Annotated in this window: 19 protein-coding genes; 7 read left to right on the top strand and 12 right to left on the bottom strand. The window is 63.6% G+C overall.

Going from position 1 to position 21,903, the window contains the following annotated elements; all coding sequences use genetic code 11:
* Positions 1–21: 21 nt before the first annotated feature.
* The 3 genes from LFT43_RS17550 (at position 22) to LFT43_RS17540 (ending at position 2,120) form a co-directional block, all read left to right on the top strand.
* Complete coding sequence (locus LFT43_RS17550) at positions 22–855, top strand: SGNH/GDSL hydrolase family protein (protein WP_395798974.1); 834 nt, start codon at positions 22–24, stop codon at positions 853–855.
* A gap of 52 nt (positions 856–907) precedes the next feature.
* Positions 908–1,780, top strand: a complete 873-nt coding sequence (locus LFT43_RS17545; protein WP_395798972.1) for an NAD-dependent epimerase/dehydratase family protein — start codon at positions 908–910, stop codon at positions 1,778–1,780.
* Between the two features lie 94 nt (positions 1,781–1,874).
* Positions 1,875–2,120, top strand: a complete 246-nt coding sequence (locus tag LFT43_RS17540) for a hypothetical protein (RefSeq protein ID WP_395798970.1) — start codon at positions 1,875–1,877, stop codon at positions 2,118–2,120.
* Here the strand turns inward: LFT43_RS17540 and LFT43_RS17535 are convergent.
* The 6 genes from LFT43_RS17535 to LFT43_RS17510 all read right to left on the bottom strand — a co-directional run bounded on the left by LFT43_RS17535 (position 2,068) and on the right by LFT43_RS17510 (position 10,094).
* A complete protein-coding gene (locus tag LFT43_RS17535) occupies positions 2,068–3,567 on the bottom strand; it encodes an AAA family ATPase (RefSeq protein ID WP_395798968.1) in 1,500 nt (499 codons plus the stop codon). The genes LFT43_RS17540 and LFT43_RS17535 overlap by 53 nt on opposite strands.
* Before the next feature lie 40 nt (positions 3,568–3,607).
* Positions 3,608–4,807, bottom strand: coding sequence for a serine hydrolase domain-containing protein (locus LFT43_RS17530; protein ID WP_395798966.1), 1,200 nt, complete (start codon positions 4,805–4,807; stop codon positions 3,608–3,610).
* A gap of 173 nt (positions 4,808–4,980) precedes the next feature.
* On the bottom strand, positions 4,981–5,793 hold the full coding sequence (locus LFT43_RS17525) for a bifunctional allantoicase/(S)-ureidoglycine aminohydrolase (protein WP_268025896.1): 813 nt from the start codon (positions 5,791–5,793) through the stop codon (positions 4,981–4,983).
* A 10-nt stretch (positions 5,794–5,803) separates the two neighbouring features.
* On the bottom strand, positions 5,804–7,072 hold the full coding sequence (locus LFT43_RS17520; protein ID WP_395798964.1) for a DUF6986 family protein: 1,269 nt from the start codon (positions 7,070–7,072) through the stop codon (positions 5,804–5,806).
* A 2-nt stretch (positions 7,073–7,074) separates the two neighbouring features.
* Positions 7,075–8,670: a malate synthase A gene (aceB, locus tag LFT43_RS17515; protein ID WP_395798961.1), complete on the bottom strand. Its 1,596-nt coding sequence runs from the start codon at positions 8,668–8,670 to the stop codon at positions 7,075–7,077.
* A gap of 14 nt (positions 8,671–8,684) precedes the next feature.
* On the bottom strand, positions 8,685–10,094 hold the full coding sequence (locus LFT43_RS17510) for an NAD-dependent malic enzyme (protein ID WP_395798959.1): 1,410 nt from the start codon (positions 10,092–10,094) through the stop codon (positions 8,685–8,687).
* A gap of 210 nt (positions 10,095–10,304) precedes the next feature.
* Here LFT43_RS17510 and LFT43_RS17505 point away from each other — a divergent pair, with 210 nt between their 5' ends.
* On the top strand, positions 10,305–11,060 hold the full coding sequence (locus LFT43_RS17505) for an IclR family transcriptional regulator (RefSeq protein WP_059389461.1): 756 nt from the start codon (positions 10,305–10,307) through the stop codon (positions 11,058–11,060).
* Positions 11,061–11,289: 229 nt separating this feature from the next.
* Here the strand turns inward: LFT43_RS17505 and LFT43_RS17500 are convergent, their stop codons facing one another.
* From LFT43_RS17500 to pucL, 4 genes are all read right to left on the bottom strand, one after another.
* Positions 11,290–12,861, bottom strand: a complete 1,572-nt coding sequence (locus tag LFT43_RS17500; RefSeq protein ID WP_395798956.1) for an NCS1 family nucleobase:cation symporter-1 — start codon at positions 12,859–12,861, stop codon at positions 11,290–11,292.
* 160 nt (positions 12,862–13,021) lie between these two features.
* Positions 13,022–13,846, bottom strand: coding sequence for a MurR/RpiR family transcriptional regulator (locus tag LFT43_RS17495; RefSeq protein WP_395798954.1), 825 nt, complete (start codon positions 13,844–13,846; stop codon positions 13,022–13,024).
* A 104-nt stretch (positions 13,847–13,950) separates the two neighbouring features.
* On the bottom strand, positions 13,951–15,441 hold the full coding sequence (locus tag LFT43_RS17490) for a nucleobase:cation symporter-2 family protein (RefSeq protein WP_395798952.1): 1,491 nt from the start codon (positions 15,439–15,441) through the stop codon (positions 13,951–13,953).
* A gap of 169 nt (positions 15,442–15,610) precedes the next feature.
* Positions 15,611–16,525 carry a factor-independent urate hydroxylase gene (gene pucL, locus LFT43_RS17485; RefSeq protein WP_395798950.1) on the bottom strand — a complete coding sequence of 305 codons (915 nt, stop codon included), beginning with the start codon at positions 16,523–16,525 and terminating at the stop codon, positions 15,611–15,613.
* A gap of 424 nt (positions 16,526–16,949) precedes the next feature.
* Between pucL and LFT43_RS17480 the strand changes: the two genes are divergently transcribed.
* A complete protein-coding gene (locus tag LFT43_RS17480) occupies positions 16,950–17,126 on the top strand; it encodes a hypothetical protein (protein WP_269995742.1) in 177 nt (58 codons plus the stop codon).
* Positions 17,127–17,240: 114 nt separating this feature from the next.
* Here the strand turns inward: LFT43_RS17480 and LFT43_RS17475 are convergent, their stop codons facing one another.
* Together LFT43_RS17475 and LFT43_RS17470 are read right to left on the bottom strand one after the other, a co-directional pair.
* The gene (locus LFT43_RS17475; protein WP_395798948.1) at positions 17,241–17,972 is read right to left on the bottom strand and encodes a DUF2510 domain-containing protein; all 732 of its coding nucleotides are present in this window, start codon (positions 17,970–17,972) and stop codon (positions 17,241–17,243) included.
* 39 nt (positions 17,973–18,011) lie between these two features.
* Positions 18,012–19,409, bottom strand: a complete 1,398-nt coding sequence (locus LFT43_RS17470) for an 8-oxoguanine deaminase (protein ID WP_395798946.1) — start codon at positions 19,407–19,409, stop codon at positions 18,012–18,014.
* Positions 19,410–19,800: 391 nt separating this feature from the next.
* On the opposite strand from LFT43_RS17470, the gene LFT43_RS17465 reads away from it, so the two are divergent.
* Together LFT43_RS17465 and LFT43_RS17460 are read left to right on the top strand one after the other, a co-directional pair.
* The gene (locus tag LFT43_RS17465; RefSeq protein WP_395798943.1) at positions 19,801–20,295 is read left to right on the top strand and encodes a nucleoside deaminase; all 495 of its coding nucleotides are present in this window, start codon (positions 19,801–19,803) and stop codon (positions 20,293–20,295) included.
* Between the two features lie 6 nt (positions 20,296–20,301).
* Positions 20,302–21,879: an NCS2 family permease gene (locus tag LFT43_RS17460; RefSeq protein ID WP_395798941.1), complete on the top strand. Its 1,578-nt coding sequence runs from the start codon at positions 20,302–20,304 to the stop codon at positions 21,877–21,879.
* Positions 21,880–21,903: the final 24 nt, after the last annotated feature.

Raw genomic sequence — 21,903 nt, 5'->3', positions numbered from 1 at the left:
AGGACGATGCACAAATCTCGCATGATCCGCTTCGCTGCATCCGTGATGGCCGCCGGCGTGGTCTTGGCCGGCTGTGCGCAGGCGCCGACAGAGTCGACCCCGTCGGCCAGCGGGAAGCAGGCAGCGGCGCCCATCGCGCCCTCCGGGAGTCCGGCGGCAGCGGCCGAAGGTCCCAAGAAACCCGATTCACCGCAGGATCCGTCACAGCTTCCCGTGGGGTCCCTGTACAAGAACCCAAGCAATGACCGGAACGAAATCATCCTCGCGGATATCCGGCATACGGTTGTCCTCATTGGTGACTCCCAGTCTGAGCCGATGGGCTCGTGGCCACGGGTGGCCTTGGGCTCGCTTGGCTACAAGGTATATTCCGTGGCCCGGGGCGGTACCGGATATGTGGCCGCCACGAAAGCCAGTGGCAACTACATCGATGCGCTGCAACGCGGAGACTGGGTTCTGCCTTATGGGACGCCGCCCCTGATCGTGCTCGAGGGTGGAGGCAACGACGCCTCCCACGACGCCAGCGATGGTCAGATCACGGCCAACGCCAATAGGCTCCTCGCAGCTCTCAAAAAGAGATACCCACAGGCGAAGATTGCGATGATTGGAACCCTTGCCAGGGGTGCCAGCGCCGGTGGGGGTCGCCGCACCCAGGTTGACGCGCTGCTGGGCGACATCGCGGCCAAGGCCGGAGCTCCTTTCTTCAGCGTCGGCGACTGGATCAGCAAATATCAGGTCGCCGGCGACCTGGTGGATGGCGTGCACCTGAACGCCGCAGGGCATGCCAAGCTCGGCGCGGTACTGGCCGCCGACATGGCCGAAGCTGGACTTCGCCTGCAGCCGGACCCGGCCAGCTGAGCCGCCGACGAACAGCAGCTCGCCCAATAAGTTCCAACCAGAGGAGTGCTTCGTGAGAATTGCAATAACCGGAGGAAGCGGAAAACTGGGTAAGAGCGTGGTCCGCAGGCTGATCGCCGACCGTCACGAGGTCATGAACCTGGACCGGGCCGGCGGGAGGGAGCGCGGAACAGTCACCGTGGACCTTCGCAACTACGGGCAGGTTGTGGACGTGATCCTTGGCCTGGATGACCGCCACGAAGGATTCGACGCGATCGTCCACCTCGGAGCGATCCCGGCACCAGGACTGTTTCCGGACGCCGCAACGTTCGAAAACAACATGCTCTCCACGTACAACGTGTTTCAGGCAGCAAGGAGGGCAGGGATCAAGAAGATCGTCTACGCCTCCAGCGAGACAGTCCTGGGACTGCCGTTCGACGTCGATCCTCCCTACATCCCAGTGGACGAGGAATATCCGGCACGGCCGGAAAGCACCTATTCGCTGGTGAAGCACCTCGAAGAACAAATGGCCATCGAACTTACACGCTGGGATCCCGAGCTGAGCATTGTGGGGTTACGTTTCTCCAACGTCATGGACCCCGAGGACTACGAAGCCTTCCCGTCGTTTGACGCCGACGCCAAGCTTCGTAAATGGAACCTATGGGCATACATCGACGGGCGCGACGGCGCTCAGGCGGTCGCGCGCGCTTTGGAGAACGGCAAGCCCGGTTTCGAGGCGTTCATCATTGCCGCGGCGGACTCTGTCATGGGCCGTTCAAGCGGCAGCCTGGCCGCCGAAGTCTTCCCGAAGGTCAAGGTGACCAAAGACCTGGGAGAACACGAAACCATGCTTTCCATCGACAAGGCCAGGCGCCTCCTGGGTTTCTCCCCTGAACACAGTTGGCGGGACTACCACTCGAACCGAACCACACCCACGGAAGACTAGCCCGCCGCGGCCGGGGGCCCGCCGCCGCCGAGCTCCGCTATTTGGAGGTGGCCGGGGTCTGGCAGAACTCCGTGCACCGGAGAACAATTGATTCATGGTCAGCTATTCAGCCCTTGAAGAAGCGTCCAGCAAGAATCCGCATGACTGGGGCCGGGCGATGGCAACGGCGATGACAAAGCTCCTGGATGCGGCTCGCATTGATGGACGGCATTTTGAACATGAGTTCCTCTACGGCGAGGAACTGCGCATGAGGATCGACGAGAACAACGGCGGAGCCACGGTAAAACTCACGTGGACGCCGATGGATCAGGAAACTGAACAGGAGAAATCCTCGGCCTGAGTGCTCCGGTCGGCTCGGGACCGCCCGGGCCAGGAAATCCGCCTGGACCGTGGCCGCCGGGCCCGGTAGGGCCTCCGTTGCTTCCGAGCAGGCTCCGCGTCAGGGTCTCGCCGTCTGCCATGAGCTGTTCTACCGCGAAGCCCAAGTGCGCGTCACCGGGGGTCTCATCGGCGAGCGCTGCCGCGACCACTGCGCGTCGAATTAGCTCTTTGGCGAACGACGCCGTGGTGCCCGCAGTGCGGGCTGCTGCGGTTTCGATCGACGAGGGGGAAAACGGGAGTCCATTCGAATACAACCTCAGCAGTTCCACGCGTTCGTGCTTGGAAGGAAGCGGTATTTCCACCGCCAGGTCCACCCGTCCGGGCCGCTGGGCGAGGGCACGCTCTAACAGGTCCACGCGGTTGGTCGTCAGCACGAACGCGACGTCGGCGTCGTTGTCCAGCCCGTCCATGGCGTCGAGCACCTCGAAAAGCAGCGGCTTGGGTCCATGTCCGAAGCTTCGGTCCTCGGCGATCAGATCGCAGTCCTCCAACACAACCATCGACGGCGCCAGTGCCCGCGCGATCTTGGCTGCCTCCGAAATCCTGGCGAGTGACCCGCCCGAGAGGAGCACCGCCGTCGTACCCTCGCTTTGGCTCAGGAGGTACCGGACGGTGTGTGTTTTGCCCGTACCCGGGGGCCCGTAGAGCAGGAGGCCGCGCTTGAGATGCTGTCCGTGTGCCGCCAGGATGTCCGCTTGCCGGGCAATGCCAAGGGTGTGGCCCTCCACTTTGTTGAGGAGACCGTCGGGAAGGACCACATCACCGCTGGTGAGCTCCGGGCGCCTGATAAAGGTCACGCCACTGATGCTCGGCCCATAATCGCTGACGGCGAGGGCGATGATCTGGCCCTTGAAAACGCTTTGGTGCTCCATTTCCCGCCGCACCTCGGCCAGCAGTTCGGAAACTACGGCAGGGTGGGTGGCCAGGACTTCGAGTGAGGCGAATTGCCGGCCGCGGTCCATCTTTGCCCCGCGCTGGAGCACTGCAACGGGCGAACCGGCGTAGCTGAAGAGCCAGAGACCAAGTGCGACGGCCTGGCGCTGTTGGTCCGGGCCGGTGGCCAAGTTGGAATAGTCCGGTTGGGCGAGCGGGAAGCGCGGGTAGCCGCGGGATTGCTGCAGCATGTCGCTGAAGGACATGCGGTGGCGCTGATCGCCGCCCCCGATGCCCACCAGCCGGTAGTCCGGATCGCGGCCGGCCAGCCCCTCCATGACAATGTCCACATCAACCAAGCGATGCGGCGGGATCTCCTCCGCCACCACGGAAAGTTCATGGGCCGGCACGGCAAGGTGCCCGGTCAACGCCTGCAGAAGCTGCTCGCCGTCCTCGGCATGGTCCAATCCAGGCTGGGCCAAACGCGTCAGTGTTCCGAAGTCTTCGATGAATTTCCCCAATTTTTCATCCATGGTCAGACACTAGCAGGAGGGGCATTGCTTGGTCAGGGGCTCAGCAGAGTCCGTTCAGGGTAGTGATGGCCAGATCCCGGAGCCGACCGGACACCGGCTGGGTCAGCGCGGCGACCATTGCGTCGTCCCCTGCCCCGGTATCAGGCGGGTAGGCGATACCCAGGCTCAGCTGACGGGTGCCGTCCGCGCTGCTGATGCTGATGCCACCGAAACCCAACGTGGATCCGCCGTGGCCGTAGTAGAAGCCGTTGGTGCAGTCGTCGTTCCAACGCTGCAGGCCCAGGCCATAGTTCGCCCCGTTGATCGTCTCCATCTCCGCCAACGCGGCTGGTCCCAATAAGCGACCCCGCATGAGGGCCGCGTAGAACGCGTTCACGTCGCCGACACTCGAGATGACTCCGGCACCTGCCGACCCAAGCTGAAGCTCCGGTTCCGTCACGTCCAGGCGCTCGCCGTCCAGCAGGGAATAGCTGTGGATCAGGGCAGGTTCCGAACGGTCCGGCCCGGCAAGGGTCGTGCGGCTCAGCCCCAGGGGTTCGAAGATGTCGGCGGCGAGGACGTCGCTGATCGAGTGGTTGCGGTACCTCTGGATGATCAAGGCCAGGGCGGTGTAGTTCGCTTCCGAATAGGTGAATTGCGGGGCGAGCCGTTCCGCCCAAGGCACTGTACCTGCCAGCCGCAAGGTGTCCTCCGGGCTGAAGCGAGTGTTGATGGCCTGCCTCAACGACCGGGACTTCAGCATGGGCCCCGTCGGGTCGGCCAACCCAGAGGTGTGGTTCAGCAGGGACCGGACCGTGACGGCGTCGCTTGCGTGGACGAGGGCGTTGAATTCCGGAAGGTGCTTCGAAACGGGGTCATCGAGGCTGACTGTTCCTTCCGCCACCAGTTTGAGGAGGGAAACCGAGACCATGGATTTGGTGATTCCTCCGACCGGTATCCGGTCCGTGACTTCGGCGGGATGCTGCGTGTCGGCGTTCCGTACCCCGTAGCCCTTGGCCCACTTGTTGCCCCGGATGTTGACCTCGACAACCACGGCTGTGGCCCCTTGGCCGATCATGGCTTGGGCGAAGAACTCCAGACCGGGCACATCTATCGTCGCCGCTCCCGTCGGCGCTGCGACGGGCGCGGAATCGGACGTGGGAGGGTACGTGCAGGCTCCTGTAGCCAGGGTCAATGCCACGACTGAAGCCACCAGGAATCGTGCAATCGGGGAGGTGGTGCATCCCCGCGCAGCCGTCATGACTGCCTCCTGAAGCTCCGCTGCAGGGCACCGGCGGGGCGCCCTTGCCCCCGTAGTTTCGATCGTCCTCTTCGGAGGTGAGGGGGTCAACGCCGAAAACGCGGGTGCGGCCCGGGCGCTGCGTTGCAGAACGCGCGCCCGGGCCGCACCCACGATCCCGGCGGAAAGACGAGCTAGGTCAGCTTGATCTGACGGTTGACGTCCTTGTACAGCAGGTACCGGAACGGGCCCGGACCGCCGGCGTAGCAGGCCTGCGGGCAGAAGGCGCGCAGCCACATGAAGTCGCCAGCCTCCACCTCCACCCAGTCATTGTTGAGCAGGTACATGCCCTTGCCCTCCAGGACGTACAGGCCATGCTCCATGACGTGGGTCTCCGGGAAGGGAATCACGCCACCGGGCTGGAAGGTCACGATGTTCACGTGCATGTCGTGGGCCAGGTCATTAGGGTCCGCGAAGCGCGTGGTGGCCCAGACGCCGTTGACGTCCGGCATTTCGCCCGCTTCAACTTCCGCATCACTCGTGACGAAGGACTTGGCTTCATAGCCCTCAAGACGCTCGTAGGCCTTGCGGATCCAGTGGAAGGAGACGATGTCATCCGAGACGTTCTCCAGGCCCCAGTTGGAACCGGCAGCGAGGTAGGCGTAGCCGCCCTCCTCAAGCTGGTGCAGTTCCCCGTCGAGGGTCAGGTTGACCTTGCCCTTGGTGACGAAGATGACGCCTTCAACACCCGACTCGAACTCGGCCTTGGGAGCGCCGCCACCCGGGCCGATCTCAACGATCAGTTGGGAGAACGTGGTGGCGAACCCGGAGATCGGGCGGGCAATGATCCAGGAACGCGTGTTGGAGAAGCCAGGCAGGTTGCTGGTCACAATATCGGTCAGCACGCCCTTGGGGATGACCGTGTAGGCCTCCGTGACGATTGCGCGTTCCGTGGTGAGGTGGGTCTGCGGCGGCAGGCCGCCTTGGGGATAGTAGTACTTGCCCATCATTGGATCCTTACTTGGAGGTGGTGTGCGCCAGCCGGGGGTGCGCCAGTGCAGTCAGCCGGGGGAGTTCGACGCCGGCGAGCGCCAGCACTTCTTCCGAACCTACCGCTCCGCATTGGACGCCCCGCAGGACGAAGGCGGCGAGGGCCCGGGCGGTTGCGGGTTCGTCCATGACGCCGCCTTCGGTGCGTTCCACGTAGTTGCGGAGGCGCGCCGCGGCCGCGGACAGGCCTTCGCGGTAGAAGGCATACGTTGCCGCGAAACGGCTGGGCAATTGGGCGGCGTGCAGATCCCAGCCCTGGTAGTAGCCGCGTTCAAGCGAGCGCCGGACCAGTCGGCCATGCAGCTTCCACGCGTTCTCCACGTTGTCGCCCACCGGGATGATGTTGGTGGAACCGTCGGAGAGCCGGATTCCGGTGCCTGCAACGGCCAATTGCATGACTTCCTTGGCGAAATCCGCCACCGGGTGCTCCATGGACTGGTACTCCGCGGAGATCTGCAGCGAAGCCGAGTAGTCATAGGTGCCGTAGTGCAGGGCGCTGATGCGGCCAGGAACTGCGTGTGGAAGCTGGGCCACGGGGGAAGTTCCCTCCGGGCCGAGAATCAGCTGAGGCGTTTCCACCTGGACTTCGAAGCGCAGCCGGCCCGCCGGAAGGGAGTGGATCTCTTCCAAGCGGGAGACGGCGAAGTCCATCGCCTGCACTTGGGCCACCGTGGTGACCTTTGGCAGCGTGAGGATGAGGCCGTCGGGCAGTTCTCCGGCGGAAGCCAGAGCGGAGACGAAGAGGTCCAGGGTCTTCAGGCCGCGTGCCCGGGTGGGGGCCTCGAAGCATTTGAACCTGATGCCGATGAAAGGCGGGGCAGAGCCGGCGGCAACGGCTTCGCTGACAGCCTGGGCTGCCGCTACGGCTGCCACGTCTTCCGCTTCGTCGCCGCGATCGCCGTAGCCGTCCTCGAAGTCGAGGCGCAAGTCCTCGATCGGCTCGCTGCGCAACTTGGCGGCCACGCGGGTGGCGACGGCGGCAGCCAGTTCCGGCTCTTGGCCCAGCAGCGCACCGAGCCTTTCGAGACCGCCGTGGGCCTCCGCCGTCGTGATCGCCTGGGCGCCCCATTCCGCGGAGAGCGACGGCGTGAAACGGTCCGCCGCGACGTATACCGTGTGCACCGGCTGGCGGGTGCCGTCGTCGCCGGGGTAGTTCCGCTCCAGCAGCTGGTCGGTGGCGGCCAGTTGGGAGTCGATGGCGGCGAGATCTGCCGCAGAGAAAGAGGAAGCGGCCATTCCTACACCAGCTCGTAGGCGGGAGTGGTGAGGAAGTCCGTATAGTCCTCGGACAGACAGATGTCCGCGATCAGGCGGCTGGCCGGCTCGTAGAACTTCTCGAAGGATTCGGAGTCAACCTCGCCGCGCAGGCGATCTGTCTCTTCGCCCAGGATCCGGGTGACCAGTTCGCGAGTGACCGTGTTGCCGGTGTCAGCCAGGACCGACTTGTTGCGGATCTGCTGCCACACCTGGGACCGGGAGATTTCCGCGGTGGCGGCGTCCTCCATGAGGTTGTGGATGGCGACGGCGCCGCTACCGGAAAGCCATACGGCGGTGTACGCGACGGCGACGTAGAGGTTCAGGCGGAGGCCTGCCTCGGTCACTTGGCCACCGGCGGAGGAGATATCCAGCAGCTGCTCGGCGGTCACCGAGACCTCCGGGCGCTGCTTGTCCAGCTGGTTGGGTTTGTCTCCCAGCACGGAGTCGAACACTTCGCGGCAAGTGGAGACGAGGTCCGGGTGGGCCACCCAGGAACCATCGAAACCGTCGTTGGCCTCGCGGGTCTTGTCCGCACGGACCTTCTCGAAGGCCTGTGCCGTGACTTCGGGTTCGCGGCGGTTCGGAATGACGGCTGCCATGCCGCCCATCGCGAAGGCCCCGCGCTTGTGGCAGGTCTTGACCAGCAGTTCCGTGTAGGCGCGCATGAACGGGGCCGTCATGACCACGGACGCGCGGTCCGGCAGGATGAAGGACTCACCGGCGTCGCGGAAGTACTTCACGATGCTGAAGAGGTAGTCCCAACGGCCAGCGTTCAGGCCGGAAGCGTGGTCACGCAGTTCGTAGAGGAACTCGTCCATTTCGAACGCGGCCGGGATGGTTTCGATCAGCATGGTGGCGCGGACGCTGCCCTGCGGGATGCCGAGGTAGTCCTGGGCGAAGACGAAGATGTCGTTCCACAGGCGGGCCTCAAGGTGGCTCTCCATCTTGGGCAGGTAGTAATACGGGCCCTGGCCGTTGAGCAAGAGCTGCTTGGCCACGTGGAAGAAGTGCAGGCCGAAGTCCACCAACGCGCCCACGGTGGGTTCGCCGTCGATCAGCAAGTGCCGTTCGTCCATGTGCCAGCCGCGGGGGCGGGCGACGACGACGGCGAGCGGCGCGTCCGTCCGGAGCCGGTATTCCTTGCCCTCCGGAGAGGTGTAGCTCAGGGTGCCCTGGGCGGCGTCGCGGAGGTTCAGGATGGCGTCGATGACGTTTGCCCAGGTGGGGGTGCTGGCGTCCTCGAGGTCAGCGAGCCATACTTTGGCGCCTGAATTCAGGGCGTTGATCGCCATCTTGGCAGGGGAGGCCGGGCCGGTCATCTCGACGCGGCGGTCCCGCAGGGCCGCGGGTGCTTCGGCAACCTTCCAATCGCCGTCGCGGACGTCCTGCGTTTCCGGGAGGAAGTCGAGACCGCCGGTCCGGGCCACTTCTTCGCGCTTGGCGACGCGCGCCGCGAGGAGCTCGGTGCGGGTGCCGGCGAAGCGGCGGTGCAATTCCTCCACGAAGGCCAACGCCTTGGGAGTCAGGATCTCCTCGGCGCGTTCGATGGGCCGGGGGTCTGTGACTGTGAGAGCCATGGGGTGGTCCTTTCCTAGAGAGCGCTAGCGGCCTTGGCAGATGCTGCGTTTGCTGCGTTTGCTACGGCTGCGGCGACGTCGGCGGCAACGTGGGGGTCGAAGACGCTGGGGATAATGTAGCTCGCATTCAGTTCATCATCCGCAACCCGGTTGGCGATAGCCTCTGCGGCGGCCACGAGCATTTCCGGGATGATGTCCGATGCTCCGGCGTCGAGCAATCCGCGGAAGAAGCCCGGGAAGGCCAGTACGTTGTTGATCTGGTTGGGGAAGTCGCTCCGACCGGTGGCGACCACCGCGGCGTGCTTGGAGGCAATCACCGGGTCGATTTCCGGCGTGGGGTTGGCCATGGCGAACACGATCGCGTTCTCGGCCATCGAAGCCACCTGCTCCTCGCCGATCACGTGGGGAGCGCTGACGCCGATGAACACGTCGGCGCCTTTGAGGGCTTCGTGCAGTGTGCCGGAGAAGCCGGCCTCGTTGGTGTTCGCGGCAATCCAGGAACGGTGCTCGTCGTCGTACTTTTCGCCCGAGTGGATGGCACCGGAACGGCCGGCCGCGACGATGTGCTGCGCGCCTTGGGCCTTGAGGAGCTGGATGATCGCCGAGCCGGCAGCGCCGACGCCGGAGACCACGATCTTGACCTCGGCGAGCTTCTTGTCCACCACGCGCAATGCGTTGACGAGGGCTGCGAGCGTGACGATTGCCGTTCCGTGCTGGTCGTCGTGGAAGACGGGGATGTCCAGTTCGTCGCGGAGCCGCTTCTCGATTTCGAAGCAGCGCGGGGCTGCGATGTCTTCGAGGTTGATGCCGCCGTAGACCGGAGCCATGGCCTTGGCGATCATGATGATTTCCTCGGTGTCCTGGGTGTCCAGGCAGACCGGCCAGGCATCGACGTTTGCGAACTGCTTGAACAGCGCGGCCTTGCCTTCCATGACAGGCAGGGCTGCGGCCGGGCCGATGTTGCCCAGGCCAAGGACGGCCGAACCGTCGGTGAGGACGGCGATGGTGTTGCGCTTGACGGTCAGGTTACGGGCAGCGGCGGGGTCCTCGGCGATGGCGAGGCAGACGCGTGCGACGCCGGGAGTGTAGGCGCGGGAAAGGTCGTCGCGGTTGCGCAGGGCCACCTTCGGGACGACCTCGAGCTTGCCGCCCAGGTGCATGAGGAAGGTGCGGTCCGAGACGTGCTGGACCGTGACGCCGTCGAGCGCGTTGAGGGCGTCCTTGACGCGGTTGGCGTGGTCTTCGTCCGTGGTGTTGCAGGTGACGTCGACAACCAGGGTGTCGTGGTGCGACTCGGTCACATCCAGCGCGGTGACCGCTGCGCCTGCGGCGGCGACGGCCGCGGCCAGCTCGCTCGTGGCCGTGAAGCTCGACGGCGCGGCGACGCGCAGGGTGATCGAATTTCCGGGGCTCGGGTTCGCCATTGAATTTCCTCCTCGTACAGGCCCGTAGCGGGCCTCCGCTCAAACCGAATGTTTTCGTATTATGGATATTATTATCTACAAAGTGGAAACACAAGCCCTGATTGATGGGCAAGCATTCCGGCGTCGCGTGCTGTATCTTGAGTGTTCTAAGCAATTCTTTTCACGATGCGGATAAGAGTTGTCGGATTCCGAGCCATAGGAGACAACGGAATGGCTGAAAAGCCCTCGGGAGGCGTGCAGTCCGTCGAGCGCGTCTTCGAACTGCTGGAACTCATCACCGACGCCGGCGGAGACGTCACGTTGAGCGAACTGTCGTCGTCGACAGACCTGCCGCTCCCCACCATCCACCGCCTGCTGCGCACCTTGGTGTCCCTCGGCTACATCCGGCAACTGCCAAATCGTCGCTACGCGCTGGGCCCCCGGCTCATCCGGCTTGGCGAAGGGGCCAACAAGCAGCTCGGAGCCCTGGCGCGTCCCCAGCTGAAGTCGCTGGTTGACCGGCTAGGCGAGACGTCCAACATGGCTGTACTGGATTCCGACATGGTCATCTACGTTGCCCAGGTTCCGTCCCTGCATTCCATGCGCATGTTCACCGAGGTGGGCCGCCGCGCCCATACGCACGACACCGGCGTAGGCAAGGCCATCCTAGCCCAGCTGGACGACGAGGTGGTCCGCGGCATCGTGGCCCGCACGGGCATGCCCACCCCCACGGCCAAAAGCATCGGAGACATCGATTCACTCCTCGCCGATTTGAACCGGATCCGCGAACGTGGTTACTCGATCGATGAGGAAGAGCAGGAGATCGGCGTCCGTTGCTTCGCGATGGCCGTCCCGAACGCTCCAACGCCCACGGCTATTTCCGTTTCCGGGCCGGTGTCCCGCGTGGACCAGCACTTTGCCGACCGCGCCGTGCCGCTCCTGCGCGAGGCCGCCCTCGCGATCTCGGCCGAGCTGAACCAGAACTAAGCCGTCCCGACGCTCGCTCACGTTTGTCGGGTTTCGGGTGGGCGCACGCTCACGTTTGTCGGGTTTCGGGTGGACGCTCGCTCACGTTTGGGCCAAAATGGCGAAACGCTCAAGCACATCTTGTGCAGGAGCGTTCGGCCTGGGGGCGCTCAATCTGCAGGAGCGTTCGCCAAAAAGGGGTGAAAAGTGAGCGAGCGTCCAGCGGTTTATGTTTCGTGAGGGCAGGCGCTCAGACGAGGGAGCCGTCGTTCGCTTCGGCGCCGTTCGGCTCCAGGTTGATCATCGGAGAGCGCTTTTCGAAGTACCAGAAGGTCAGCAGGCCCAGGGCACAACCGAGGAACCAGCTGTAGTTGCCGATCCACGTTGCGTTGACCGCGGTGGCGCCCGAGTCCAGGAGTGCCTTGGGGATCAGGACCGAGGCGATCGAGACCGCGCCGCTGATGGCCACCGCTTTGACCGCATTGGGGTTGTAGCCGTTGCGGAACCAATACTTGCCGCTGGGCTTCATCGTGTACATGTCCTCAACCCATACCTTCTGCTTTCCCACGAGGTAGTAGCCGGCGATCAGGATGCCGAAGAGCGGACCGATCAGCGCGCCCAGCACGCCGAGCGTGTAGTGGATGGCGTCGTCGTTCGAGTACCAATTCCAGGGGGTCAGGATGACGGATCCGACGGCGGCGATCATGCCGCCCATCCGCCAGCTGATCTTCTGCGGGCTCACGTTGGAGAAGTCGAACGCCGGCGAGATGAAGTTGGCAACGATGTTGATACCCACGGTCGCGATGACAAAGGTCAGTCCGCCGAGCAGCACGGCGAACACCGAATCGATTTCCTGAACGGTCTTGACGGGGTCCGTGATGAGGTGACCGAAGACCGGAATAGTGGCCGACGCCGTGATGACCGTGAGCAGCGAGAAGAACAGGAAGTTGACGGGCAGGCCCAGAAGGTTGCCCTTCTTAACGGCCTTGAAGCTCTTTCCGTAACGCGCGAAGTCGCCGAAGTTGAGCATGGGGCCGGAGAAATAAGACACCACCAAGGCGATCGCGGAAATCATCACCGGGATGGACGCTGCGAAGTCGAGCGGTTCGCCGGCGGACAAGTTGAGGCTGATGTTGCTGATGCCGGCCTCGGATACCAAGTAGATGGCCAGGACCAGCATCACTACATAGACGGCGGGTCCGGCGAAATCGATGAACTTACGGATGCTTTCCATCCCGTTCCAGAACAATGCAGCCTGGGCCACCCAGAGGATTCCGTAGCAAATCCAACCCAGGGCAGAGAGACCGAGGAAGCCGTACTGATGGACGTCGTACAACGGTTTCATGGCCGGGAAGAACTTTAGGAACACGATCACCAGGGCTTCGGAGGCCAGGAAGGTTTGCACTCCGTACCACGCGACAGCGATCAGGCCGCGGATGATGGCCGGGATGTTGGCTCCCTTGACGCCGAAGACCGCCCGGTTGATCACGGGGTACGGCACGCCCGTTTTTTGGCTGGGCTTCGCCACCAGGTTGCAAAAGACCTGGACAATCACGATGCCAACCAGCAGGGCCACCAACACTTGCCAGCTGGCCAATCCGAGGGCGAACAGGCTGCCCGCCGTCACATACCCGCCGATGCTGTGGACGTCTGACATCCAGAAGGCGAACAGGTTGTAGCTGCTCCAGCGCTGGTTTTTCAGGGGTGTCAGGTCTTCATTGCTGAGCCGCGGATCGCGGTGTGCGGCGGCTTCGTCAATCGGGCTGCCAAGGAAGGTGCCGGGTGCGCCGGTTTCCTCTGGAGCGAGTTGTGCTTCGGCCATTGGTTCCTCGAATCAGGGTTTCTCACGACAGGGGCAGTCGTTTCACTGATTCAATTCAATGGAACAGATGTTTCAGGACCGTTTCCGGGCCGCTAACTCTTCTTTACACTTGCCAGCGCCTGCGGCCGCGAGCCTGCGCGGGCTGATGCCAGCCGCCCAGCTACCGCTGCTCTATTTCTCCCAGCGAGTCGAACACTCCGGTGATTTCCAGGACTCGGTCCCTTCCCGGACGGCCCTTGGCCGCCAACACGCCATTCGCGAGGACGCTCATGAGACTCATGGCCGACGCATAGCTGTCAAAGGCGGCACTGCCCTCCACCGGGCATTCGATCCAGAGGGAGGCCTCTGCCGCAAGCCAACGGGCGCTAGGGTCACCGATCAGGATGGTGCTCGCGCCCGTGGCGGTAGCAGCCTTCAGGACGTGATGGAAACTTTCAGGCCTGCGCCGGAAGCCGAGCAGGACCACGACGTCGTTCCCGTCCAGGCCTGCCAGTTCTTCGCCCACGCTTTGGCCTGGCTGAGGGGCCAGATTCACCGAGGAACGGCATTGCAGAAGCTGCTGACGGAGGTGGAGGGCTACAGGGAAACTGTTGCGGAAACCGATCAGCAGGACATTCCGGGACTCAGCCAGTTGTTGTGCCACCTTGACGAGGCGATCGTTGTCGAGCGTGTCGAATAGGCGGTCCAGGTTCTGCTTCTCCTGTGCCAAATGCAGGGGGAGCCCGTAGTCACCCTCCTGCCTGGCGAGCGGCACTCCGCTGGACCTCAGGCTCCGGGTGTGTTCCTTGACCTCGTTGAAATCGGCGAATCCGAGGCGGCGGAAGAGTCTGCTCATGGTGGCCTTGGAAACGCCGCTCAGCTGGGCGAGCTCGGCGGCGTTGTAGACAGCAAGGTCGCCCAGGCGGTCCAATAGGGTATCCGCGGCCTTTTGCTCCTGCGGCCCAAGCTCCGAATAGTGCTGTTCGATTCGCTCATCGATCCTCATGAAACAACCGTCTCACGCGAACCCGTATCTTGCGCGAAATGGCAGGCGTTGCCCTTTGCCTCAGAACGAGGGGCGACGCCTGCCAGTTCGGTGGAGAAAAGCCGCTAGTGCTCGGCTGCGGTTGACGACTTGAGGGGCACTTCCTTGCCTTCGGCATCGATCAATTTGCCGTTCTCAAACCGGTCGCCGTTCGCGAGGCACGCAATGTCCGCTTCGGTGACCACACGTCCCGTGCCTGCCACGAACACCGACTGGTTGTCCGAGTTGCCGGCCTTGAGGTGGTTGAAGAGCATGTTCAAGAGGATTGCCATGATGGCGGCCGAGCTGATGCCCGAATGGAAGATGGTGGAGAACCAGGACGGGAACTGGTCGTAGAACTTCGGGGCTGCGATCGGGATCATGCCGAAGCCGATGGAAGCCGCGACGACAATCAGGTTCATGTTGTTGCGGTATTCGACTTTGGAGAGTGTCCGGATGCCGCTGGCGGCCACAGTCCCAAAGAGTACGACGCCGGCGCCGCCCAGGACGGGCGTCGGAACCGCCGCGACCACTCGCCCGAGGACCGGCAGCACGCCGAGGACCACCAGGATGAGTCCGCCCGCGCTGACCACGAAGCGGCTCTTGATGCCCGTGATGGCCACGAGTCCGACATTCTGGGCGAAGGCGCTCTGGGTGAAAGAGTTGAAGAGAGGCGAGATGGCGCTTGAGAGCATGTCCGCACGCAGGCCGTTGCCGATGCGCTTGGAATCGACCTTGGTGCCCACGATCTCGCCGACGGCGATGATGTCCGCCGAGGTTTCGGTCAGGGTGACCAGGATGACGATCAGCATCGAAACAATGGAGGCGATTTCGAAGGTGGGAGCACCGAAGGCGAACGGAGTGGGGAAGGCAACGATCGGACCCTGGCCGACCTTGGAGAAATCAGCCATTCCCGTGGCGAGTGCGATGACGGTCCCGATTGCCATGGCGAGGAGGATGGAAAGGCGCGATATAGCCGCGTTGCCGATCTTGCTGAGGAGCAGGACGATGCCCATGGTGGCCGCGGCGAGGCCGATGTTCGCCATGCTGCCGTAATTGGGTGCGGCGCTGTTGCCGCCCATGGCCCAGTTGGCTGCGACGGGCATCAGGGTCAGCCCGATGGTGGTGATGACGGTACCCGTGACTACAGGCGGGAAGAATTTGATGATCTTGGAGAAGAGGGGAGTGACCATCAGGCCGATCAAAGACGCCACGATGACCGAACCAAACACAGCTTGGATTCCGCCGCCGCCGTGGACGATCGCCACCATGGTGGAAACGCCAGCGAAGGACACCCCCTGGACCAGAGGCAACTGTGATCCGAAGAAAGGGATGCCGATGGTCTGCAGAATGGTGGCGAGGCCGCCGACGAACAGGCAGGCCGCGATCAAGAGGCCGATGTCCTGCGAGGACATGCCGGCGGCGGCTCCGATGATGAGCGGCGGGGCGATGATGCCGCCGTACATGGTCAAAACGTGCTGGAAGCCGTACGCGAACGTGCTCCCGATCGAGAGGCGCTGGTCCTCGGGCCGGGTTGGCCCGGACTCTGCGGGGCGGGTCTTCTTCTTGGTGTTCATGGCAGACTTTCTTGGTTCATGGCAGACGTCTTTGTCTGGCTAACTTTGTCTGGCTAACAAGGTGGGAGTTTTTGGGTACGAGTTGGTGCCCAACTGACTCGCAGTTGACGTCGTTCTGACGCTCCAAAACGACACTTGACGCGAGCCAGTTGGGCGGGAACCTGGTGGCTTAGCAGAAGCCGGCGATGCCGTTCCAGGCAGCCGGGGCCGGCTTGGTGTCGTCGCGCTGGACCGTGGCTTCGATCAGGCCATACGGGCGGTCGGCGGCGAAGAAGACCTCATTGGGGTTGTCGAGGCCGAACGGGCTGAGGTCCACCAGGAAGTGGTGCTTGTTGGGCATGGAGAACTTGATCTCATCAACTTCGCTGTGGGCCTCGAGGACCTTCTTGCCCATGTCGAACAGGGTCTGCTGCAGGGCGTGGGAGTAGTTCTCCGTGAAGCCTTCAAGGAGCAGTGCCTTGATGTCCTCGTAGCTCTTGTTGAAGTCGGTCCCGGCAACGTCGCGTCCGGTGCTGTAGCGCCAGCGGGCCGAGACGTCGGTGGCGAGGATGCGGTCCGTGGTCTCGGGCAGCGTGGTGTACCGGTCGCGCGGGTAGCCGACGAATCCGGACTGGGTGGTCTTGAGGACCGTCAGGTCCTTGAGGCCGGAAATGACATGCGTGGTGTTGCCTTCGCGGACCACGACGGCGGTGCGGACTTCCTGCCCCTTGCGGACAAAGCTGTGGTCATGTTCGGAGCCGTGTGCCTGGATGCGATCCCAGGTGTAGGCCTCGGCTTCCCAACGGCCGCCTGTGACCCACTCGAATCCTGAGGTGAAGTGTTCGCTCAGGCGGAGGAGGAAGGCTTCGGGGGAGCCGATGCCGTCACGGGCGAAGGCGTAGATGGTGTTCTTCTGGGTGTCCGTGGCGACGACGTGTGCGTTGTCGCCCTGGAGGTGCGCAGCTTGGAAATCGCCACGCAATTGTGAGGTGACGTTCAGGTCTTCGATCTGGTGGCGGTCGGTGTCGCGGGTGACTTTGACGACGCGGACTTCTGCCTTGCCGTACTGGTTGTCGCCGAGGACGATGTTGTTGCTCATGGTCATATCCCAACTTCTACGAGGTGGAACCACTAAGGTCCACCAATGAAATTAAGCGCGTGTTTCAAACGCGTTTCTGGTGGAGCCGACCCAACAAAAAAGAGCCGACATCCGTTGATGCCAGCTCATTACGACCCTGCCTGCTGCTCCCAGGTTACGTGACCTGCGCCACGAATTGAAGAAAGCGTAGCCCACGTTTGCCAGTGGTGTACATCACTTCCGGAGAATCGTTATCTACTTTCCGATTGTGACCGGCGGCGCCCCGCGGCGGGGGCGTTGCCCGCGGGCACCCCTTGACGAGGTTCGGGAATCCCCTCTACCATTTCCATATAACAAAAACTGTTTTCCAAGATGCGGAAAAGATTGAAGCGGGACAAAGGGCCGGCACGCATCGCCATGGAGAACTTGAGCGCATGAAATAGGAGGACAGATGGACTCGCAGGATAAGAACAACGTCGTGGAATTCCCGGCGCCCGGCCAGGAGCTGTACCTGCCGTTCGGCGCTACGGATCCTGACTTCTACATTCCGGCCGACTGTGACCGCATGCCAGGGACATTCTCCCGTTGGCTGCGTGCCCTTCCGGTCTTTGGCCGGCAGCGTTCCTAGGGCTCCTGCCCCTGGGGATGAAGGACTCTGCGCAACAGAGCCAAAAGGCGGGCGGCACCTGGGGAGGTGCCGCCCGCCACTTGTGTGTCCGGGAACGTTGCCTGTTCGGGGAGCCTACATGGGTAGGGTGCTGGCTATGCTCGAAAAGATCATGCCCGCTTTGATGCCCACCACAATGAAGCTCAGTGCAGTGACGCCAATCAGTGCCCAGATCGGTGCGAGTCCGCGCTGCGGTGCAACCTTGTGGACGATCACGGAGCGGCCCACCACGTAGACTCCCGCGCCGAGGAATGCCCATGCCCAGTGGAAGGGGCGCACCACCCCGTCCCTCTGCAGCTTTTGCCAGTCGAGGTAGGACAGTAGAACACTGACCCCGTAGATGAGCCAACCCGAAGCGATGAGCAGAAAATATGGAACGCTGAACATCGAGGTCGGATCGAGGGTCGGTACGCGCCTGGCGCCCACATACCGCAGGTGGAAGACCGGATTCCAGACGAGCAGGACGATCAGCGAGACGACCGGCAGCAGCGTGACCAACCAAATCAACGGGTTGTAGACCGGGGTCTGCCCGCTGATTTCCGGGCGGGGAGCGGGCCGTGGTGGACCAACGTATTGCCCGGGCTGTGCCGCTGCGGGCCAAGAGGCTCCCGCCGGCCCGGCCTGGCCCGGCGCTGCCTGGCCCTGCGCAGCCGGTGCTGCTCCGGCCTGGCCCGGCGCTGCCTGTGCCGGTGGGTTCCACGCGGTTCCAGTCCAAGCGTTACCGTCCCACCACCGTAGTTGCCCGGAGCCTGAGGGGTCTGGGTACCAACCTGGAGGAGTCGGCGAGTTGTGCTGGGGGACGGTCATTGGTGCCTCCTGATCTACGACCTAATCGAGAGGCTACTCCTAACCCCTGATGATTTTCTGTGCGGCGGCTGAGTGTTTGGCAATAAGTTCCGGGATGTCCAGCTCCGGGATCTGTCCGTCCACAACGCGCCACTGGCCGCCCACCATGACGCGGTCGGCGCGGTCCGCTGCGCAGAGCAACAATGCCGCGATGGGATCATGGCTGCCGGAGAACCGCAGCCCGTCGGGCTTGAACAAGGCAAGGTCTGCCTGCATCCCGGGAGCTATTTGGCCGATGTCGGTGCGGCCCAGCACTGCCGCGGATCCCCGCGTCGCCCAGCCGAGGGCACGCTCCACTGGGACGTCCGCACCATAGCGCAGCCTCTGCAGATACAACGCTTGCCGCGCTTCGAGGATCATGTTGGAAGCATCGTTCGACGCCGAGCCGTCCACCCCCAGGCCCACCGGGACCCCGGCCACCTCGAGTTCCAGCACCCGTGCGGTGCCGGACGCGAGCCGCATGTTCGACGTCGGGCAGTGCGCGACGGCGGTGCCCGCGGCACCCAGCCGGGCGATTTCGTCGTCGTCGAAATGGATGCCGTGGCCAAGCCAGGTGCGCTTTCCGAGCCAGCCGACGCTATCCAGATAGTCCACGGTGCGCAGCCCGAACATCTCGCGGCAGAAATCTTCCTCGTCGATTGTTTCGGCGAGGTGGGTGTGGAGCCGGACGTCCAGCCGTTCGGCCATGGCAGCGCTTTCAGCCATGATCTCCCGCGTCACCGAGAACGGCGAGCAGGGTGCCAAGGCAATCTGGATGACCGCACCGTCCCCCCGTTCGTGGTACTTCCCGATCAGCCGTTCGCTGTCCGCGAGGATTACCTCCGGGCGCTGCACGGTGGACTGCGGCGGCAGGCCGCCGTCGTCCTCGCCCAGCGTCATGGACCCGCGGGTGAGCGTAGCTCGCATCCCGAGTTCGCGCACGACGTCGACCTCGACGTCGATCGCGTCCTCAAGTCCCGCGGGGAAGAGGTAGTGGTGGTCGGCTGCCGTGGTGCAGCCGGACAGCAGGAGTTCCGCGAGCGCTACTCTCACGGCAAGTTCGAGGCTGTCCGGGGTGAGGCGCGCCCAGACGGGGTAGAGGTTCCGCAGCCACGGAAACAGGGGAGCGTTGGCCACCGGACCCCAGGCGCGGGTAAGCGTTTGGTAGAAGTGGTGGTGCGTGTTGATGAGCCCGGGCAGCAGGACGTGGCTGCCGGCGTCGAAAACTCGATTGCAGGGTGCGGAAGGTTGTTTTCCTGCCGGGACGAGTTCGGAGATTTTCCCGTCGCTGACGACGATGCCGCCGCCGGCGTCGAGCCCGTTGGCGGTGAACACTGCGAGGGGATTCTTGATCCAAAGTCTGGAAGGGGTTGGATCCGTTGCTAGGGCCGCTGGCTGGAAATCGGGTTTCGGAGACACTGGGATCCTTGTCTGGTCGGCGTGGTTGCGTTCCAGCTCAGTGGGTCCTGTCTGCTGATCCAGGTTTCGGCGGGCCTGCCCTGCCGATGGCACTCAGCGTAGGGCTCCCCGCTGAAGCGAGTCAATGTGACCGACGCTGGCAGCCCGGCCCGGCACACGACCCAACAGTCCGAATTTCACATGTCGAAACTTTTTTTCCAGAAACTATGGCGCGGCTCACATCTCCGGTGCTAATCTCAATTTGCCAAAGGCGGGCACCCGGACTCCGGGAAGCTATCTACCAGGCGAAACCTTCAAAAGCACATGCTGAAGCCTGGTAATCGCAGCACTGGTCTGTCATGTTCAGATGCCTCCCTGGTTACAGGCTTCCTCAGCACTAAGGAAGTCGCACATGAGTACCACCGTCACGGCCGAACGTTTCTTGGCCACCTCCATTGAGCTGGCAACAGCCAATGTCCTCAACAGCGGCGGGCCGTTCGGCGCCGTCATTGTCACCGCGGATGGCCGCGCCTTCGAAGGCGTGAACAGGGTCACCGCAACCAACGACCCCACGGCCCACGCCGAGGTCACCGCGATCCGCAATGCCTGCCGCGAGCTCGGCACCTTCGATCTCAGCGGAGCCACCCTTTACACGAGCTGCGAGCCATGCCCCATGTGCCTGGCCTCGGCTCTCTGGGCACGCATCGGCAACGTGGTTTTCGCAGCAGACCGGCACGACGCCGCCTCCGTTGGCTTCGACGACGCGGTCTTCTACGAGTACTTCGAGAACGAGGACCGGGACAATCTCATGCCGGTCACCAAGCTGGAACTGGGCGACCCCCAGGCGCCGGCCATCCTGGAACCGTTCAACACCTGGAACACGCTTGACTCCAGGATTGACTACTAGGGCCCGGTGGCTGAAATGACAATCCTGGACCCCGCAGAAATGCGAACGGCAACTGAAAAGCAGGCTGCGCCCTTGGGCGCAGGGCAGACAGCGGCAGGCGAAAAGCACACGGCACCCGGACTGACGCGGGGCAGCAGCCCCAGGCCACCGGCGTCGAACTCCTTCCTGGATCGTTTCTTCCAGATCACCAAGCGTGGCTCCACGCTGGCCCGCGAATTCCGCGGCGGCATTGTCACGTTCTTCACGATGGCCTACATCGTCATCCTCAATCCCCTGATCCTGGGCGGTTTCTCTGCCCAGAACGCACCCACCGACGTGGCCGGCGGATGGTTGTCGGCAGCGCAGGTGGGGGCCGTCACAGGCCTGACCGCGGGCGTCATGACGGTCCTCTTCGGCCTGATCGCGAACCTGCCGTTCGGGCTCGCCGCGGGCTTGGGAATCAACTCGTTCCTGGCAGTCGCCGTCATCCATGAAGTCACCTGGCCGGAAGCCATGGGCCTGGTGGTCATCAACGGCATCCTGATTGTCCTGTTCGGTGCCACAGGTGCCCGGACCGCGATCTTTAAAGCCGTCCCCAAGGAACTCAAGGCCGCCATCACCGTCGGCATCGGCCTCTTCATCGCCTTCATCGGCTTCGTCGACTCCGGTTTCGTCCGCGCCACAAAAGGCGGACCGCCGGTACAACTCGGCACGGATGGTTCCATCACCTCCATCCCCACGCTTGTATTCATCGTCGGTCTGCTGGTCATGGGAATCCTCGTGGCCCGCAAGATCCAAGGCGGCCTCCTGATCGGAATCGTCGCCACCACGGTCCTCGCCGCCGTCGTCGAGGCCGTCATGCACATCGGGCCTGGCAGCGCCGCCAATCCCGGTGGCTGGCACCTCAACACCCCGGTACTGTCCGGCCAGCTGGTTTCCGCCCCGGACTTCAGCCTGGTGGGCCACTTCGATCTCTTCGGCTCGTTCTCGAGGATCGGTGGCCTGGCGGCCACGATGCTGGTGTTCACCCTCGTGTTCACCAACTTCTTCGACGCCATGGGGACCATGACCGGCCTCGCTAAAAGTGCCGGCGTGGCATACAAGGACGGGACTTTCCCCAAGCTCAAGTCGGCCTTCATCGTCGAAGGCCTGGGCGCGGTAGCCGGCGGCGCGACGTCGGGCTCGTCGAACACCGTGTACATCGACTCCGCCGCCGGCATTGGCGAAGGCGCCCGCACCGGCCTGGCTTCGGTGGTCACGGGACTGCTGTTCCTGGGTTCGATGTTCCTGACCCCGCTCACCAGCGTGGTTCCGCTCGAGGTAGCAGCCTCGGCGTTGGTGGTAGTGGGAGCCATGATGATGGCGCAGATCCGCGAGATCAAGTTCTCCAAGTTCTCCGTGGCACTGCCCGCCTTCCTGACCATCGTCACCATGCCGCTGACTTACTCCATCGCCAACGGCATCGGCGTCGGGTTCATCTCCTGGGCCGTGATCCACGCGGCATCAGGCAAGGGCAAGAAGGTCCATCCGCTCATGTGGGTGGTGACCGTGGGCTTCCTGATCTACTTTGCCCGCGGGCCGATCAGCGCGCTGATGGGAGCGTAGCCGGCCATTGAGACGGCGGTCCGG

Origin of the sequence: Arthrobacter sp. FW306-04-A (assembly GCF_044358315.1) — a bacterium.
Taxonomy (GTDB): Bacteria; Actinomycetota; Actinomycetes; order Actinomycetales; family Micrococcaceae; genus Arthrobacter.
Note: the sequence above shows the minus strand (reverse complement) of the source record. Positions and strands in the feature narration are given on the sequence as shown.

Excerpts from the sequence above, each read along its gene's own strand:
- LFT43_RS17550 (WP_395798974.1), top strand. The coding sequence starts at position 22 with ATGATCCGCTTCGCTGCATCCGTGATGGCCGCCGGCGTGGTCTTGGCC.
- LFT43_RS17540 (WP_395798970.1), top strand. The coding sequence starts at position 1,875 with ATGGTCAGCTATTCAGCCCTTGAAGAAGCGTCCAGCAAGAATCCGCAT.
- LFT43_RS17535 (WP_395798968.1), bottom strand. The coding sequence starts at position 3,567 with ATGGATGAAAAATTGGGGAAATTCATCGAAGACTTCGGAACACTGACG.
- LFT43_RS17530 (WP_395798966.1), bottom strand. The coding sequence starts at position 4,807 with ATGACGGCTGCGCGGGGATGCACCACCTCCCCGATTGCACGATTCCTG.
- LFT43_RS17525 (WP_268025896.1), bottom strand. The coding sequence starts at position 5,793 with ATGGGCAAGTACTACTATCCCCAAGGCGGCCTGCCGCCGCAGACCCAC.
- LFT43_RS17520 (WP_395798964.1), bottom strand. The coding sequence starts at position 7,072 with ATGGCCGCTTCCTCTTTCTCTGCGGCAGATCTCGCCGCCATCGACTCC.
- aceB (WP_395798961.1), bottom strand. The coding sequence starts at position 8,670 with ATGGCTCTCACAGTCACAGACCCCCGGCCCATCGAACGCGCCGAGGAG.
- LFT43_RS17510 (WP_395798959.1), bottom strand. The coding sequence starts at position 10,094 with ATGGCGAACCCGAGCCCCGGAAATTCGATCACCCTGCGCGTCGCCGCG.
- LFT43_RS17505 (WP_059389461.1), top strand. The coding sequence starts at position 10,305 with ATGGCTGAAAAGCCCTCGGGAGGCGTGCAGTCCGTCGAGCGCGTCTTC.
- LFT43_RS17500 (WP_395798956.1), bottom strand. The coding sequence starts at position 12,861 with ATGGCCGAAGCACAACTCGCTCCAGAGGAAACCGGCGCACCCGGCACC.
- LFT43_RS17495 (WP_395798954.1), bottom strand. The coding sequence starts at position 13,846 with ATGAGGATCGATGAGCGAATCGAACAGCACTATTCGGAGCTTGGGCCG.
- LFT43_RS17490 (WP_395798952.1), bottom strand. The coding sequence starts at position 15,441 with ATGAACACCAAGAAGAAGACCCGCCCCGCAGAGTCCGGGCCAACCCGG.
- pucL (WP_395798950.1), bottom strand. The coding sequence starts at position 16,525 with ATGACCATGAGCAACAACATCGTCCTCGGCGACAACCAGTACGGCAAG.
- LFT43_RS17480 (WP_269995742.1), top strand. The coding sequence starts at position 16,950 with ATGGACTCGCAGGATAAGAACAACGTCGTGGAATTCCCGGCGCCCGGC.
- LFT43_RS17475 (WP_395798948.1), bottom strand. The coding sequence starts at position 17,972 with ATGACCGTCCCCCAGCACAACTCGCCGACTCCTCCAGGTTGGTACCCA.
- LFT43_RS17465 (WP_395798943.1), top strand. The coding sequence starts at position 19,801 with ATGAGTACCACCGTCACGGCCGAACGTTTCTTGGCCACCTCCATTGAG.